At 72.7% G+C, this 14,908-nt stretch carries 12 protein-coding genes and 1 pseudogene; 10 read left to right on the plus strand and 3 right to left on the minus strand.

Translation table 11 applies throughout. The annotated features are described in order from the left end of the window. The first annotated feature begins 46 nt into the window (after positions 1 to 46). The gene (locus ABD056_RS00080) at positions 47 to 3,574 is read left to right on the plus strand and encodes a class I SAM-dependent DNA methyltransferase (protein WP_343863210.1); all 3,528 of its coding nucleotides are present in this window, start codon (positions 47 to 49) and stop codon (positions 3,572 to 3,574) included. A 3-nt stretch (positions 3,575 to 3,577) separates the two neighbouring features. Here the strand turns inward: ABD056_RS00080 and trxC are convergent, their stop codons facing one another. Continuing rightward, positions 3,578 to 4,042 carry a thioredoxin TrxC gene (gene trxC, locus ABD056_RS00085; protein WP_343863212.1) on the minus strand — a complete coding sequence of 155 codons (465 nt, stop codon included), beginning with the start codon at positions 4,040 to 4,042 and terminating at the stop codon, positions 3,578 to 3,580. 196 nt (positions 4,043 to 4,238) lie between these two features. Here trxC and ABD056_RS00090 point away from each other — a divergent pair, with 196 nt between their 5' ends. Together ABD056_RS00090 and ABD056_RS22875 are read left to right on the plus strand one after the other, a co-directional pair. Then, on the plus strand, positions 4,239 to 5,612 hold the full coding sequence (locus ABD056_RS00090; RefSeq protein WP_343863214.1) for a sensor histidine kinase: 1,374 nt from the start codon (positions 4,239 to 4,241) through the stop codon (positions 5,610 to 5,612). Positions 5,613 to 5,767: 155 nt separating this feature from the next. Then, positions 5,768 to 6,334 (plus strand): annotated as a pseudogene (locus ABD056_RS22875) (glutamate racemase); the annotation flags it as partial. Between the two features lie 319 nt (positions 6,335 to 6,653). Here the strand turns inward: ABD056_RS22875 and ABD056_RS00100 are convergent. Then, entirely contained in the window at positions 6,654 to 7,520 is an 867-nt protein-coding gene (locus ABD056_RS00100; protein ID WP_343863218.1) for a LysR family transcriptional regulator, read from the minus strand. A gap of 130 nt (positions 7,521 to 7,650) precedes the next feature. On the opposite strand from ABD056_RS00100, the gene ABD056_RS00105 reads away from it, so the two are divergent. From ABD056_RS00105 to ABD056_RS00120, 4 genes are all read left to right on the plus strand, one after another. Further along, positions 7,651 to 8,139 carry an isochorismatase family protein gene (locus ABD056_RS00105; protein ID WP_343863220.1) on the plus strand — a complete coding sequence of 163 codons (489 nt, stop codon included), beginning with the start codon at positions 7,651 to 7,653 and terminating at the stop codon, positions 8,137 to 8,139. A 15-nt stretch (positions 8,140 to 8,154) separates the two neighbouring features. Continuing rightward, a complete protein-coding gene (locus ABD056_RS00110; protein ID WP_343863222.1) occupies positions 8,155 to 8,316 on the plus strand; it encodes a hypothetical protein in 162 nt (53 codons plus the stop codon). Between the two features lie 78 nt (positions 8,317 to 8,394). After that, positions 8,395 to 8,907, plus strand: a complete 513-nt coding sequence (locus ABD056_RS00115; RefSeq protein ID WP_343863223.1) for a MarR family winged helix-turn-helix transcriptional regulator — start codon at positions 8,395 to 8,397, stop codon at positions 8,905 to 8,907. Positions 8,908 to 8,943: 36 nt separating this feature from the next. After that, positions 8,944 to 9,342, plus strand: coding sequence for a bacteriohemerythrin (locus ABD056_RS00120; RefSeq protein ID WP_343863225.1), 399 nt, complete (start codon positions 8,944 to 8,946; stop codon positions 9,340 to 9,342). Positions 9,343 to 9,344: 2 nt separating this feature from the next. Here ABD056_RS00120 and ABD056_RS00125 read toward each other — a convergent pair whose 3' ends face one another. Continuing rightward, positions 9,345 to 11,915, minus strand: coding sequence for an ATP-binding protein (locus tag ABD056_RS00125; RefSeq protein WP_343863227.1), 2,571 nt, complete (start codon positions 11,913 to 11,915; stop codon positions 9,345 to 9,347). Between the two features lie 164 nt (positions 11,916 to 12,079). Here ABD056_RS00125 and ABD056_RS00130 point away from each other — a divergent pair, with 164 nt between their 5' ends. The 3 genes from ABD056_RS00130 (at position 12,080) to ABD056_RS00140 (ending at position 14,838) form a co-directional block, all read left to right on the plus strand. Next, positions 12,080 to 13,168 carry a type 2 periplasmic-binding domain-containing protein gene (locus ABD056_RS00130; protein ID WP_343863229.1) on the plus strand — a complete coding sequence of 363 codons (1,089 nt, stop codon included), beginning with the start codon at positions 12,080 to 12,082 and terminating at the stop codon, positions 13,166 to 13,168. 23 nt (positions 13,169 to 13,191) lie between these two features. Next, complete coding sequence (locus ABD056_RS00135) at positions 13,192 to 14,262, plus strand: amino acid ABC transporter substrate-binding protein (protein WP_343863231.1); 1,071 nt, start codon at positions 13,192 to 13,194, stop codon at positions 14,260 to 14,262. Between the two features lie 90 nt (positions 14,263 to 14,352). Beyond that, positions 14,353 to 14,838 (plus strand): hypothetical protein, encoded by a 486-nt coding sequence (locus ABD056_RS00140; protein WP_343863233.1) that lies wholly within the window; start codon positions 14,353 to 14,355, stop codon positions 14,836 to 14,838. Positions 14,839 to 14,908 lie beyond the last annotated feature (70 nt).

Below are 14,908 nucleotides of genomic sequence, written 5' to 3' on the forward strand. Positions count from 1 at the left end.
GCAAGAGTAAGCACCTCCCCCTTCGCGAGAGGGGGGAGACTCGGTCATGCGCGACGTGGAGGAACCGGCGGCGCCACGGGCGTCGGCGGCGGAGGTGGCGGCGTTCATTGCCCGCTGGGAGCCCTCGGGCGGGGCCGAACTGGCCAACTACGCCCTGTTCCTGACCGAGCTGTGCGACCTGCTGCGGCTCGACCGGCCGGAACCGGCGCGGGCCGACACCCACCTCAACGATTACGTGTTCGAGCGGCAGGTGGTCATCCCCGGCGTGGGTGAGACCACCACCGGCCGCATCGACCTCTACAAGCGCGGCTGCTTCGTGCTGGAGGCCAAGCAGGGGGTGCAGCAGCAGATCGCCGCCGAACGGGCGCTGCGGCCCTTCGCCGCCGCCGCCGCCGCTGAGGCTCCGCCGCGCCGCCAGAAGGGCGCCGGCACCCGCGGCGGGCGGGAATGGAGCGACGCCATGCTGCGGGCGCGCGGCCAGGCCCACGCCTATGCCCGCGCCATCGCCGCCGAAACCGGGGAATGTCCGCCGTTCATGATCGTCGCCGACGTCGGCCACAGCATCGAGCTGTATGCCGACTTCTCGCGCACCGGCAACCACTACACCCAGTTCCCCGATGGCCGATCCTTCCGCCTGACGCTTGCCGACCTGCACGACCCGGCGGTGCAGCACCGGCTGGCGGCGGTGTGGACGGCGCCGGCGTCGCTCGATCCGTCGCGGCGGGCGGAGGCGGTGACCCGTCACGTCGGCCGCATGCTGGCCGCCCTCGCCCGCTCGCTGGAGAAGGACGGCAACGAGCCGCGGCGGGTGTCGGAATTCCTCATGCGCTGCGTGTTCACCATGTTCGCCGAGGACGTCGGGCTGCTGAAGCCGGCCGACTGCTTCCGCGACTTCCTGGTCGCCCACATCGACGACCCCGCCACCTTCCGGCCCATGCTGGAAGACCTGTGGCGCGCCATGGACAAGGGCGGCTTTTCCGCCGTCATCAAGCGCAAGGTGGCGCACTTCAACGGCGGCCTGTTCCGCAACAGCCGCGCCCTGGCGCTGACGGCGCAGCAGATCCGCCTGCTCGCCCGCGCCGCCCGCGCCGACTGGACGGCGGTGGAGCCGGCCATCTTCGGCACCATCCTGGAACGCGCCCTGGAACCCAGGGAGCGCCACAAGCTGGGCGCCCACTACACCCCCCGCCCCTATGTGGAGCGGCTGGTGATCCCGACGGTGATCGAGCCCCTGCGCCGCGAGTGGGACGCGGTGAAGGCCGCCGCCCTGCTGCTGGCCGGCGACGGCGACCTGCCGAAGGCGCAGGCGGAGGCGCTGGCCTTCCACACCCGCCTGTGCGCGGTGCGGGTGCTCGACCCCGCCTGCGGCTCGGGCAACTTCCTTTATGTCGCGCTGGAGCACATGAAGCGGCTGGAGGGCGAGGTGCTCGACCTGCTGGAGGAACTGGGCCAGTCCCAGTACCTGCTGGAACTGGACCGCCACACCGTCGACCCCCACCAGTTCCTCGGCATCGAGAAGAACCCCCGCGCCGTGGCGGCGGCCGAGCTGGTGCTGTGGATCGGCTACCTGCAGTGGCACTTCCGCACCCGTGGCCGCACCCAGCCGGCCGAGCCGGTGCTGCGCAACTTCCGCAACATCGTGGAAGGCGACGCCCTGCTGACCTGGACGCGGGAGGAACCCCGGCGCGACGACGCCGGCCGCCCGCTCACCCGCTGGGACGGCGAGACCCGCCGCCTCGACCCGGTGACCGGCCATTGGGTGCCCGACACCGGCGCCCGCGTGCCGCTGACCCGCCTGATCGAACCGCGCCCGACCGACTGGCCGGAGGCCGACTTCATCGTCGGCAACCCGCCCTTCCTGGGCGGCAAGGACATCCGCGACACCCTGGGCGAGGGCTATGCCGAGGCCCTGTGGAGCGTCTACTCCGACCTGCCGCAGTCCATCGACTATGTCATGTACTGGTGGCACAAGGCGGCCGATCTGGTGCGCCGCGGGCCGGTGCGGCGGTTCGGCTTCATCACCACCAACAGCCTGCCGCAGACCTTCAGCCGCCGGGTGGTGCAGATGCACATGACCGGGCGCCGGGCGCTGTCGCTGCTGTTCGCCATCCCCGACCACCCGTGGGTGGACGCCGCAGACGGCGCCGCCGTGCGCATCGCCATGACCATCGCCGCCGCCGGCCGCCACGACGGCCGCCTGCTGCGGGTGACGGCCGAAAGCGGCGGCGACGGCGAAGGCCGGCGGGTGGAGCTGGACGAGCGCACCGGCCGCATCAACGCCGACCTCACCATCGGCGCCGACGTCAGCAAGGCCCTGCCGCTGATGGCCAATGATTGGCTGTGCTCGCCGGGCGTGAAGCTGCACGGCAAGGGGTTCATCGTCACGCCGACCAAGGCGGGAGAGCTTGGGCTGGGCAAGGTGAAGGGGCTGGAGAAGCATATCCGGCCCTATCTCAATGGCCGCGACTTAACCGGTCGGTCCCGGGGAGTCATGGTCATCGACCTGCACGGGCTGAGCGAGGTGCAGGTTCGACAACGCTTCCCCGCTGTCTATCAGCATGTTCTGGAGACGGTGAAGCCGGAGCGAGACCTCAATAACGAGGAGTACCGGCGAACGAACTGGTGGTTGTTCGGACGGAAGAATACTGACCTCCGAACCGCCATCGCCGGATTGTCACGCTACATTGCCACCGTCGAAACGTCGCGTTTCAGGACCTTTGTTTTTCTCCCCGTAGGGGTCAGGCCGGACAACATGCTGGTTTGCGTCGCATTGGACGACGCCTATCACCTTGGCGTCCTCTCCAGCCGTATACATGTCGTCTGGGCGCTGGCGGCGGGGGCTCGGCTGGGGGTGGGGAACGATCCGCGCTACTCCAAATCCAACTGCTTCGACAAATTCCCCTTCCCCCTGCCGGCGCCCGACATCGCGCAGGAGATCCGCGCCCTAGCGGAGGAACTGGATGCCCACCGCAAGGCGCGGCAGGCGGAGCATCCCGACCTGACGCTGACCCAGATGTACAACGTGCTGGAGAAGATGCGCGCCGAGCGGCCGCTCGACGAGGCGGAGCGGCGCATCAAGGATCGCGGCCTTATCACCGTGCTGAGGCATCTGCACGACCGCCTCGACGCTCTGGTCTTCCAGGCCTACGGCTGGCCGGCGACCCTGGCCGACGGCGACGTGCTGGCCCGGCTGGTGGCGCTCAACCGTCAGCGGGCGCTGGAGGAGCGGCAGCGGAACGTGGTCCACTGGCTGCGCCCCGACTACCAGAAGCAGCGCGCCGGCCTGGTGCCGCGCAAGGCGCCGGCCAGGGCGCCCGACAGCGGCCGCGACCTCGACGTCACCCTGGCGGAAGCGGACGAAAAGCCGGCGTGGCCGCGCAGCCTGCCGGAACGCGCTCGCCTGCTGCGCGACCTGCTGGCCGGCCAGGACCGGCCGCTGACGGCGGCGGAGGTCAACCGCCTGTTCGCCAAGGCCCGCAAGGAGCGCGAACAGCGCGTCGCTGAGGTGCTGGAAACCCTGGTGAAGCTGTCGCAGGCCCGCAGCCTGGAGGGCGGCCGCTACGCCGGGCGCTGAGGCTCAGGCGTAGGCGGTCGCCGCCTCGATCCAGCGCAGCAGCTGCGGCAGCGGCATGGCGCCCGACTGGCGGGTCAGTTCCTGCCCGCCGCCGAACACCGCCAGCGTCGGGATGGAGCGGATGCCGTAGCGGGCGGCAAGGCCCGGGTTGGCCTGGGTGTCCACCTTCAGCAGCCGCACCTGCGGCTCCAGCTGCGCCGCCGCCTGCTCGTAGGCCGGGGCCATCATGCGGCAGGGGCCGCACCACGGGGCCCAGAAGTCGACCACCACCGGAATGTGGGTGCGGCTGATCAGGGCGTCGAAGGTGGCCTCCGTCGCTTCCACCGGATGGCCGTCGAACAGCGGCGTGCCGCAGGCCCCGCAGCGCGCCTTTTCCGCCGGCCGGTCGGCGGGCACGCGATTGGCGGCCAGGCACTTGGGGCAGGCGATCTGACGGGCGGCGGAGGTGGCGTCGGCGGCGGCGGTCATGGCGGGCTCCCGGACGGACAAGGGTGCGGATGCTGGTTACATAAGAAGACACTGATGTTCATGCAAGCGTCACGGGTGGGGTCGTAAGTCTCATGGAGGAAAGCCGCAGCCTGGAAGTTGGTTACTCGCAACGGCATGAAACTGTCATGCTTTGGTACCGAAACGGAAGTCGGGACATCTCTGCCCGGAGCGGACAATGGCGCCAGCGCCGCCCGCCGACCTGCGGGCCTTCATCGATGGCATGGACCAGGGGGTCGTCATCGGTCGCCTGGAGCACGATGCCGCCGGCGCGCCGCGCGACATCGTGATCACCACGGAAAACCCGGCCGCCGCCCGCATCCTCGGGCGGTCGCTGACCGGCCATGCCCTCAGCGCCATCGACCCGCGCGGCCTGCCGCTGTGGCGCGACCTGTGGGCGCGGGTGCTGGCCACCGGCCAGGGCGAGCGGCGGGAGCTGCATGTGGCGAGCCTCGGCATCTGGCTCGACATCTTCGTGCTGCCGCTCGGCCCGCCCCGGCGGCAGCGGGTGGCGGCGGTGTTCCGCGACATCACCGACAGCCGCCAGGTGGCGGAGGCGCTGCGGTCCAGCGAGGAACGCCTGCGCATGGCCATGGACGCCGGCAACCTGGCGACCTGGGACTGGGCCATGGATCGCGGCGAGATCACCTGGTCGGACTCCCACTACCGCATGATGGGCTATGGCGTCGGCGCCGTGCGGCCGAGCTATGACGCCTGGATCAGCCGCGTCCATCCCGACGACCGCGCTGCCACCGAAGCGGCGCTGCAGCGGGCGCGCGACAGCCGCACCCCCTATTCCCACCATTTCCGCACTCTGCACCCGGACGGCACGGTGCGCTGGTGCTACGGCCGCGGCACCTTCCTCTACGACGACCGCGGCCGGCCGGTGCGCATGATCGGCGTCATGGAGGACACCACCGAACGCCGGCGGTGGGAGGAAACCCTGCGAGTGATGGTGGAGGAACTGCACCACCGCGGCCGCAACCTGCTGGCGCTGGTCAGTTCCATCGCCAACCAGACGCTCACCGCCAGCAGCGGCCTGGACGACTTCTCCCTCCGCTTCGGCGACCGGCTGGAGGCGCTGTCGCGGGTGCAGGACCTGCTCGCCCGTCCCGACCGCGCGGCGGTGACCATCGGCGGCCTGCTGCGCATGGAGATGGATGCCCTCGGCACCGACGGCGAGGCGCTGGTGGTGGACCTGGACGGGCCGGAAGTGGCGCTGCCGGAAACGGTGGTGCAGACCCTCACCCTGGCGCTGCACGAACTGGCCACCAACGCCCGCAAGTACGGCGCCCTCAAGCAGGGGGCCGGGCGGTTGCGGGTCAGCTGGACGGTGGAGCCGGCGGCCGACGGCGGCCGGCTGCTCACCCTCGACTGGCGGGAGGAGGTGGCTGAGCCGCTGCCGCCGCCGGCCGTCACCGATCGCGGCGGCTACGGCCGCAAGCTGATCGAGCGGGCGTTGCCCTATGCCCTGGGCGCCCGCACCTCCTACCGTCTGGACAGCAGCGGCGTCCACTGCACCATCGCCCTGCCCCTGCCCGACGGCGCCTGACGCGCGACCCCCTTCCGCTGCGGCGGTCAAAAGGGGTAGAGTTGCGGCCAGCCAACACGCGCAACGGTTTCTTCCGGCCGCCTTCCATGACCGACCCTGTTTCCGGCCCCGCCCGGCCGACCGCCGTTCTGGTTCTTGATTCCGGCATCGGCGGCATGACCGTGGTGCGGGCGATCCGCCGCGCCTGCCCCGGCACCGCCGTCACCTACCTGGCCGATTCGGCCTGGTTCCCCTACGGCCGGCTGTCGCCGCAGCAACTGACGGCGCGGGTCGGCACCCTGGTGGCGGAGGCGCTGGCCCACTGGCGGCTGGATGCGGTGGTGATCGCCTGCAACACCGCCACCACCATCGCCCTGGATGCCCTGCGCCCGGCCGTGCCGGTGCCCATGGTGGGGGTGGTGCCGCCGGTGAAGACGGCCGCCGCCCAGTCGCGCAGCCGTACCATCGCCCTGCTGGCGACCGAGGGCACCATCCGCACCCCCTACGTCGACCGCCTGATCGCCAGCTTCGCCGCCGATTGCCGGGTGGTGCGGGTGGGCTGCCGCCATCTCGCCGCCCTGGCCGAGGACAAGGCGCGCGGCCTGCCGGTGGACGCCGCCCGCCTGCGGGCCGATCTGGCGCCGCTGCTGGCGCCGGAGGCGGCGGCGGTGGATGTGGCGGTGCTGGGCTGCACCCACTACCCCATCCTGCGGCCGGAGCTGGAGGCGGCGCTGCCCGCCGGCCTGTCCTGGCTCGACCCGGCGGAGCCGGTGGCGCGGCGGCTGGCGCAGGTGCTGGCCGAGGCCCCCGGCCCGGAGGCCGCGCCGGTGCCGCCGCAGCCGGCCCCTGCCCTGCCCGACGTCGCCTGTTTCACCGGCCCGGTGCCGGCGCCGGTGCAGCGGGACTTCGCCGCCGCCGCCGGCTTCCCCCCCCTCGCCCCCCGGGCCCTCGCCCCCCCCGCCCCGCGCCGGCTTCACCCGCCTCGCCCGCTGGCCCTTCGCCGCCGCCGGGCTGCCGCGCCCGGTGGACGACGGGGCGGTGCGGGTGGCGGTCTGACCGGGCTCAGCCGTCGCCGGCGAGGTCGGCCGCCGCCGCGGCGAACTCCGCCGTCACCCACTCGGCGACGGCACGGATGCGCGCCTGCCGCCGCAGGCCGGCATGGATCACCAGCCACGCCTCCCGCCGCACCGGCACATCCGCCGACAACCGCCGCAGGGCGGGGTCGGCGTCGGCCAGCCAGCACGGCAGCATGCCGACGCCGTGGCCGGCCCGCACCGCCTCCAGCAGCGCCAGCACGTGGGACGTCCGCAGCACCACCGGCGCGTCGCCCCGTACCCGCGCCGCCCAGCGAGCTTCCGGCAGGTGGGCGAGGCTGTCGTCATAGGCAACCCAGCGGCGGCCGGCGAGGCCGGGACCATCCTCGGCACGCCCGTAGGGGGCGCAGCCGAACTCCCCCACCTTGCGCGCCACCACGCCCGAATCGCGTGGCCGTGCCAGCCGCAGCGCCATGTCGGCCTCCCGCCGGGTGAGGTTGAGGGTGCCCGACGACGGCACGATCTCCAGCGCGATCTGCGGCCAGCGGCGCCAGAAGCTGCCGAGGCGCGGCACCAGGAAGCGGGCGGCGATGCTCTCGGTGGCGGTCAGGCGGACGCTGCCGGCGGCGGCGCCGTCGCCACCGTCGCGGGCCAGGCGAGCGATGGCTTCCGCCTCCGCCGCCATGGCCTCGCCGCGCGCCGCCACCGCCTCCCCCAGGGCCGTCGCCACCTGACGACCGTCGGCGCGGGTGAACAGGGTGGCGCCGAGGGCCTGCTCCAGCGTCGCCAGCCGGCGGGCGACGGTGGTCTGGTTCACGCCCAGCTGCCGCGCCGCCGCCGACAGGCTGCCGCTGCGGCTGACCGCCAGCACGATGCGCACGTCGTCCCAGTGCATCCGTTCCCTTCCCTTCCCTTCCCTGCAAAAATGCAGACTGCTGCGGCGAAGTCTCGGCTACGCCCTGCGCCGGTGCAAGGGCTAGTCTGACCGCACGACACCCTCACCCCTGCCGGAGACCGACCTCGCCATGACCTCCCCCGTCGCCGCCCCTGCCGCCCCGCTCACCCTGCTGGCCATGGCCGGCCTCAATCTGACGCCGTCGCGGCTGGCCGATGCCGTGCTGCTGCTCATCGACTGCCAGAACGAGTACCTGCAGGGGCCGCTGGCGCTGCCCGGCGCCGCCGCAGCGGCCGACGAGGCGGCGGCGCTGCTGCGCCGCGCCCGCGCCGCCGGCACGCCGGTGGTGCATGTGGTCCACCAGGGCGGCGCCGGCGGCCCCTTCGACCCCGAGGCGCCGCGCGGCGCCATCATGGATGCGGTGGCGGCGGCCCCCGGCGAGGCGGTGGTGCCCAAGCGCCTGCCCAATGCCTTCGCCGGCACCGACCTGCAGGCCCGCCTGCGCGCCACCGGCCGCAGCGAGCTGATTGTCGTCGGCTTCATGACCCACATGTGCGTCAGCGCCACCGTGCGGGCGGCGCTCGACCACGGCTGTCGCAGCACGGTGGTGGCGGGATGACCTCAAAGCGGGGGGGTGGCGCCCGCCTGCACCACCGGGCCGCTGCCGGCGGCGGCGACGGGCACGGGCGGCGAGGCGGCGGTGGTGGATGCCGATACCCTGCACCGGGTGGAACTGGCGGCGCTGGCCGACCGCTTCGCGGTAGTGGCGGCGCGGCAGGCCGACATTCCCGACTGACCGGCGGGGCGGCACCGCACCCCAGGAAATCGCCGCCGCAGGGTTGAAAGCGGCCGATGCGGCGTGCATGTTGCCTGCATGACCAAGAAGGCCACCGCCAACAAGCTGGGAGCCCTCGCCCTCGCCCTGGTGGATGCCGCCGGCGAGGGCTTCGGCGACCTGTCGCCCTCCGCCGCCGCCGCGGTGCTGACGCTGCGCCACCACGCCAGCCTCGGCACCACCGAGCTGGCCGGCATCATCGGCCTGTCGCAGCCGGCCTGCACCCGCATGATCGACCGGCTGGTGGCCGACGGCTACGCCTGCCGCCTGCCGCCCCAGGGCCGGGTGGTGCCGGTGGCGCTGACCGACGCCGGCCGCCGTGCCGGAGAACTGATGCAGGCCCGCCGGCTGACCGCCCTGCGCGACGTGGTGGAGGTGCTGGACAAGAAGGAGCGCAAGGAGTTTGATCGCCTTCTCGACCGCCTGCTGACGGCGGTGGTGCGCGAGCCTGCCCATGCGCGCCGCATCTGCCGGCTGTGCGACCGCCGCAGCTGCGGCGAAGGCGCCTGCCCGTGCCCCTGTCCGCAGCCGCAGACGGCCGACCCGCCCTGACGGTCCCCCCGCCGTCATCACACGAAGGCCCGCCCCATGCCGCTGATCACCTGGACCCCCGCCTACAGCGTCGGCCACCCGGATCTCGACCAGGACCACCAGAACCTGGTCGACCTCCTCAACATGCTGCATGAGGCGTGGGAGAGCGGCGAGGATCTGGCCGTGCGGCTCGGCATCGTCGACGAGCTGCTGATGTACACCGACTACCATTTCCGCCGCGAGGAAGGGCTGCTGGCCGAACACGGCTACCCCCGGCTGGCGGATCAGCAGGCCGCCCACGCCGCCCTGCGCCAGAGCGTGGAGGACTTCCGCAGCCGCCACCTGTCGCACCCCGACACCGCCCTGACGGCGGAGATTGAGACCTTCCTCAAGACCTGGATGATGTCCCACATCCTGGAGGAAGACCTGCAGTACCGGTCGCTGTTCGCCGACTAGGGTCAGGCCGCCGCCGAGGCACGGGCCACCGGCAGGCTGACGTGGAAGCTGGTGCCGATGCCGTCGGGGTTGGGCTCCGCCCAGATGCGGCCGCCGTGCAGTTCCACCACCTTGCGGCACACCGCCAGCCCGATGCCGGTGCCTTCATAGCGGCTGCGCGGGTGCAGGCGCTGGAAGATCTTGAAGATGCGCTCGGTTTGGTCGGCGGGAATGCCGATGCCGTTGTCGCGCACCGTCAGGCGCACATGGCCGCGGTCCACGGTGGTGGTGATGGCGATTTCCGGCGCCCGCTCCGGGTGGCGGTACTTCACGGCGTTGCCGATGAGGTTCTGGAACAGGCGCACCATGTCGCTGACGTCGCTGTGCACCGCCGGCAGGTTCTCGTCCACGGTGACGCGGGCGTCGGCCTCGTCCAGCGCCACCTTCAGGTTGGCGAGCGCCGTCTGCAGCGGATCGTGCAGCGCCACCGGCCCTTCCTGGCGCTCTGCCCGGCCGACGCGGGAATAATCCAGCAGGTCGAGGATCAGGCGGTCCATGCGGCGGGCGCCTTCGGCGGCGTAGTCCATGAACTCGCGCGCTTCCGGCGGCAGGGTGGTGCCGTGGCGCCGCTCCAGCAGGCTGAGGTAGCTGGTGACCATGCGCAGCGGCTCGCGCAGGTCGTGGCTGGCGACGTAGGCGAAGTCTTCCAGCTCGGCGTTGGACTGTTCCAGTTCCCGCACCAGGGCGCGCAGGTTTTCCTGGTAGGAGCGCTGGGCGGTGACGTCGTGGGCGACGCCTTCCACCCCCACCACGCGGCCGGCCTCGTCCAGCACCGCCGCCTCCACCACCGCCAGGATGTGGACGCTGCCGTCGCTGTGGATGTAGGAGCATTCGTAGGAGCGGGTGAACGGCACCCCGGCCGCCAGCTGGGCCTGCCGCTCGCGCCAGCGGGCCAGTTCGTCGGCCGGCATGAAGCGGGTGTAGTCGGCCCGCAGATCCTCCAGCGGATGGCCCATCACGTCCTCCGCCGACGGGCTGAGGTAGCTGAAGCGACCGTCGAGATCGTGCGCGAAGACGGCGTGGTTCTTCAGGTTTTCCAGCAGGCTGCGGTACTTCCGCTCGCTCTCGCGCACCGCCTGCTCGGCCTGGCGGCGGGCGCCGATGTCGACCAGCCCCAGCAGCATCACCGATTCGCCCTTGAACACCGCCGGCGCCGCCGACAGCAGGCCCCAGCCGCGGCGGCCGTCGGCGGTCTGGATGGCGACCTCGCGGTCGGTGACGGGGGCGCCGCCCGCCTCGCCGATGGCGGCGCGGTCGCGGGCGTCGATGAGGAAGTCGCAGGCCCGCGCCGACTCGCCCAGGCCCAGCAGCTCCTGCGCCCGCTGGTTGCTCTGCAGCACCACGCCGTCGCGGCTGCGCGCCATCACCAGCGGGAAGGGGGCGGTGAGCGCCAGCATGCGGAACAGCTGCTCGCTTTCCCGCAGCTCGGCCTCGCGGGCGGCGATGACGTCGAGGAAGAACCGCAGGCTGCGGCCCATGTCGCCGATCTCGTCGCTGCCTTCGGTCGGCACCGGCGCCGCCTTGCCGGCGATGTGGGCGGCCATGGCCCCCTGCAGCGCCCGCAGGCGCAGGATGACGCTTTCGCGCAGGTACAGGAAGGTCAGCAGCATGACCACGGCGGTGGCCGCCAGCACCGCCGCGAAGGTGACCTGGGAGCGGTCGAAGCGGTCGGCGGCGGCGTTGGCGGCGTCGCGGGCCGACTGCTCGCCCTCGAAGAACAGCTGCGCCGAGGCCGCCCGCATGAGGTCGGCAAGGCTGCGGTTGCGCGACAGGGTGCCGCGGATGGCGTCTTCCAGTTCCAGCAGGCGGCGGCGCAGCGGCAGCACGCCGGCGGCATCGTCCACCGCCCACAGGCGCAGGTCGCGGTGGATGGCGGCGGCGGCGGCGCGCTGCTCGGCCGGCATCGTCGCCAGATGCCCCTGCAGCCGCTCCAGCGCCTCGCCCGCCGCCCGCGCCTCGCGTTCGAACACGGCACGGTGGGAGGCGATGGCCGCCGCCTGCAGGGCGCGCAGGGCGATCAGGGCGTCGGCGTGCCAGGCCTGCGGCGGCGTCAGCGAATCGGTGAGGGCGATGCCGCGCTTCAGCACCAGCCCGACCGTTTCCTCCAGCTGGCGGCGCAGGCGCAGGCGCTCGGCCACCTGCGAGTCCAGCTCGTCCAGGGTTTCGACGAAGCCGGTCTTCAGGCGATGGATGGTGGCGACGTTTTCCTCCGGGCTGCCGCTGTCGGCCAGCTCGTCGGTGAGGCGGTCGAGGGTGCGCACCAGATCAAGGATGCGCATCATCTCCGTCTCGCGGGCGCCGTTGGTTTCCGTCAGCACCAGCGCCGAGGCCTGGGCCGACAGCAGGGCCGACTGGCGATCCAGCTTGGCGGCCGTCAGGATGGCCGGCAGGCGTTCGCGGGCGAGCCCGCCCACCTGCCCCCGCAGGTCGGCGAATGTGTGCAGGGCGAACGCCCCCAGCATCACCGTCAGGCCGACGATGATCAGCAGGGCCGCCAACACCCGGAACGCAACACCGATGCGCCAGCGGCTCATGCCGCCTCCCCCCGTTGCCTCGCGCTGCGGCGGCGGGTGCGTCGCCCCGGCCACGGCCCGGGATCGACGACGCCCATCGCAAAATCGGTGACATTATGTATCATCACCCGTCAGAAGGGAATTACAGACCTGAGGCAGCGTCACACGACAGGGGGATGCACAGGATGGGGATGTGCAGGGCGGGGTTGCAAGGCCGGAAGGCGCCTGGGGGGCGCCGCCGGCCGCTGCGCCGGTGGCTGGCGGCCGCGGCGGTGCTGGCCGGGCTGATCCAGGCGCCGGCCGCGGCTGCCGGGGAGGCGCCGGCCGACACGCTGGCGGCGGTGCAGGACCGCGGCGTGCTGGTGTGCGGCGTCGGCGAGATCGCCGGGCTGGCCAAGCGCGACTCGACCGGCCGCTACATCGGCACCCGCGCCGACTTCTGCCGCGCCATCGCCGCCGCCGTGCTGCGCGACCCCGAGGCGGTGACCTTCGTGCCGCTGATCGCCAGCGCCCGCTTCGAGGCGCTGCTGGCCGGCGACGTCGACGTGCTGTTCGCCGGCACCACCTGGACCCTGGGGCGCGAGGCCGGGCTCGGCATCCGCTTCGCCACCGTCACCTTCTACGACGGCCAGGGCTTCGCCGCCCATCGCCACCACGGCTGGCAGCGGCTGGAGGATGTGGAGGCGGCGCGGGTGTGCACCGTGGCCGACACCACCTCGGCCGTGAACCTGCGGCTTTACGCCCTGCAGACCGGCAAGCGGCTGCAGCCGGTGGAGAGCGTGACCCGCGAAGGGGCCTGGGAAACCTTCCTCGCCCGCGGCTGCGACCTCATCACCAACGACCGCACGGCGCTGATCGCCGACCTGCTCGACCGGGTGCCGGAGCCGGCGGATTACGTGGTGCTGCCCGACATGATCTCGCGCGAGCCGCTGGCGCCGGCGGTGCGGCTGGGCGATTCGCGGTGGGAGGGGCTGGTGCGCTTCGTCATGCACGCCCTCATCCTGGCCGAGGAAAAGGACATCACCGGGGCGCTGGCCGGCACCCCGGTCTCCACCAGCGACCCGGAAACGCGCCACCTGCTCGGCATCGATCCCGGCGTCGGCCAGCCGCTCGGCCTGGATGACGACTGGGCCCGCCGCGCCATCGCCGCCGCCGGCAACTACGGCGAGATCTTCGACCGCCACCTGGGCAAGGGGTCCCGCTTCGGCATGCCGCGCGGCCTCAATGCCCTGTGGACCGACGGCGGGCTGCTCTACCCGCTGCCGCTGCGCTGAGACCACACATGGGGGACCGTCCGATGCAAGCCCACCCCTTGGCGCGCCTTGCCGCCGCCGTCGCCATCGCCGCCGCGCTGGCGTTTTCCGGCGGGGCCGATGCCGCCACGGCCGAAGCCCCGGCGTCGCCGCCGGTGCCGGACACCGGCACCCTGGCGAAGGTGCGCGACCGCGGCGTGCTGCTGTGCGGCGTCAACGAGGAATCGGGCTTCGCCCAGCGCGACGCCAGCGGCCGCTACGTCAGCCTGCGCGCCGACCTGTGCCGGGCGGTGGCGGCGGCGGTGCTGGCCGACGGCGAGGCGGTGACCTTCGTGCCGCTGTTCTCCGCCGCCCGCTTCAAGGCGCTGGCGGAAGGCGAGATCGACGTCCTGCTGGGCGGCGCCACCTGGACGCTGGCCCGCGAATCGGCCTTCGGAATCCACTTTACCGGCACCAACTTCTTCGAAGGCCAGGGCTTCATCGCCCATCGCAACCTCGGCTACCGCAGCCTGGCGGACGTGGAACGGGCGGTGGTCTGCGTCATCGCCGAAACCACCACGGTGGAAAACCTGCGGGCGTGGATCAGGTCCACCGGCAAGGACGTCAAGCCGGTGGAACTGGTCACCTCCGACGGGGCGTGGAACGCCTTTCTTGCCCACAACTGCGACCTGATGACCAACGACCTGGCCGGCATGGTGATGGCGCTGCGCGACCGCACCCCGGACCCCGACGATTTCGTGGTGTTCCCCGACGTCATCTCGCGCGAGCCGCTGTCGCCGGCGGTGCGCAACAACGATCCGCAGTGGGAGGCCATCATCCGCTTCACCGTCAATGCCGTCATCCTGGCCGAGGCCAAGGGCGTCACCGCCGCCGCGGCGCGGGCTCGGCAGGAGACCGACGACCCCGAGGTGCGGCGGCTGCTCGGCCTCGATCCCGGCATCGGCGCGCCGGTGGGGCTGGATGACGACTGGGCCCGCCGCATCATCGCCGCCGTCGGCCATTACGGCGAGATCTTCGACCGCAACCTCGGCGCCGGCTCGCGCTACAAGATGGAGCGGGGCCTGAACGCCCTGTGGACCGACGGCGGGCTGCTCTACCCGCTGCCCATTCGCTGACCATCGGCTGACGGCGGTACACGCAACCGGCGGCGCGGGCGGACGTTTTTTCGGGCGCATACCCTCCCCCCTCGCCCGAAGGAGCCGGCCATGTTCCCCGCCACCGCCGCCCGCATCCGCAGCAGCTCCGCCGACCGCGCCAACCGGCGCATCGACGACGAGACCGAACGGCGGGTGCTGACGGCGGCCCATCGCCTGCAGGAACTGCAAGGGCGCCTGGACGACCTGGACAGCCGCCTGCGCGACATCGACCGCGAGTGGGACGTGGAACGGGTGCTGATGGCCAATGCCGCCACCCTCACCGTGGCCGGCAGCCTGCTTGCCGCCTTCGTCGACCGCCGGTTCGCGGCGCTGCCGGCGGTGGTCGGCGGCTTCCTGCTGCAGCACGCCCTGCAGGGCTGGTGCCCGCCGCTGATGGTGCTGCGCCGGCGCGGCGTCCGCACCGCCCGCGAGATCGAGGAAGAGCGCATGGCGCTCAAGGCCCTGCGCGGCGACTTCGACAGCCTGCCCGGCACCCCGGCCAGCGGCGGCCACGACCGCGGCCGCGCCGCCCTCGCCGCCGCCCGCCGGGTGTGACCCGGCCGGACGGCAGAGGGGAGCGGAGCGGACAGGACCGGCGCCGCCCGCGGGCGGACGGCGCCGTCGA

This window comes from Caenispirillum bisanense (assembly GCF_039523075.1).
Lineage (GTDB): Bacteria > Pseudomonadota > Alphaproteobacteria > Rhodospirillales > Rhodospirillaceae > Caenispirillum > Caenispirillum bisanense.

Excerpts from the sequence above, each read along its gene's own strand:
- ABD056_RS00080 (WP_343863210.1), top strand. The coding sequence starts at position 47 with ATGCGCGACGTGGAGGAACCGGCGGCGCCACGGGCGTCGGCGGCGGAG.
- trxC (WP_343863212.1), bottom strand. The coding sequence starts at position 4,042 with ATGACCGCCGCCGCCGACGCCACCTCCGCCGCCCGTCAGATCGCCTGC.
- ABD056_RS00090 (WP_343863214.1), top strand. The coding sequence starts at position 4,239 with ATGGCGCCAGCGCCGCCCGCCGACCTGCGGGCCTTCATCGATGGCATG.
- ABD056_RS00100 (WP_343863218.1), bottom strand. The coding sequence starts at position 7,520 with ATGCACTGGGACGACGTGCGCATCGTGCTGGCGGTCAGCCGCAGCGGC.
- ABD056_RS00105 (WP_343863220.1), top strand. The coding sequence starts at position 7,651 with ATGACCTCCCCCGTCGCCGCCCCTGCCGCCCCGCTCACCCTGCTGGCC.
- ABD056_RS00115 (WP_343863223.1), top strand. The coding sequence starts at position 8,395 with ATGACCAAGAAGGCCACCGCCAACAAGCTGGGAGCCCTCGCCCTCGCC.
- ABD056_RS00120 (WP_343863225.1), top strand. The coding sequence starts at position 8,944 with ATGCCGCTGATCACCTGGACCCCCGCCTACAGCGTCGGCCACCCGGAT.
- ABD056_RS00125 (WP_343863227.1), bottom strand. The coding sequence starts at position 11,915 with ATGAGCCGCTGGCGCATCGGTGTTGCGTTCCGGGTGTTGGCGGCCCTG.
- ABD056_RS00130 (WP_343863229.1), top strand. The coding sequence starts at position 12,080 with ATGGGGATGTGCAGGGCGGGGTTGCAAGGCCGGAAGGCGCCTGGGGGG.
- ABD056_RS00135 (WP_343863231.1), top strand. The coding sequence starts at position 13,192 with ATGCAAGCCCACCCCTTGGCGCGCCTTGCCGCCGCCGTCGCCATCGCC.
- ABD056_RS00140 (WP_343863233.1), top strand. The coding sequence starts at position 14,353 with ATGTTCCCCGCCACCGCCGCCCGCATCCGCAGCAGCTCCGCCGACCGC.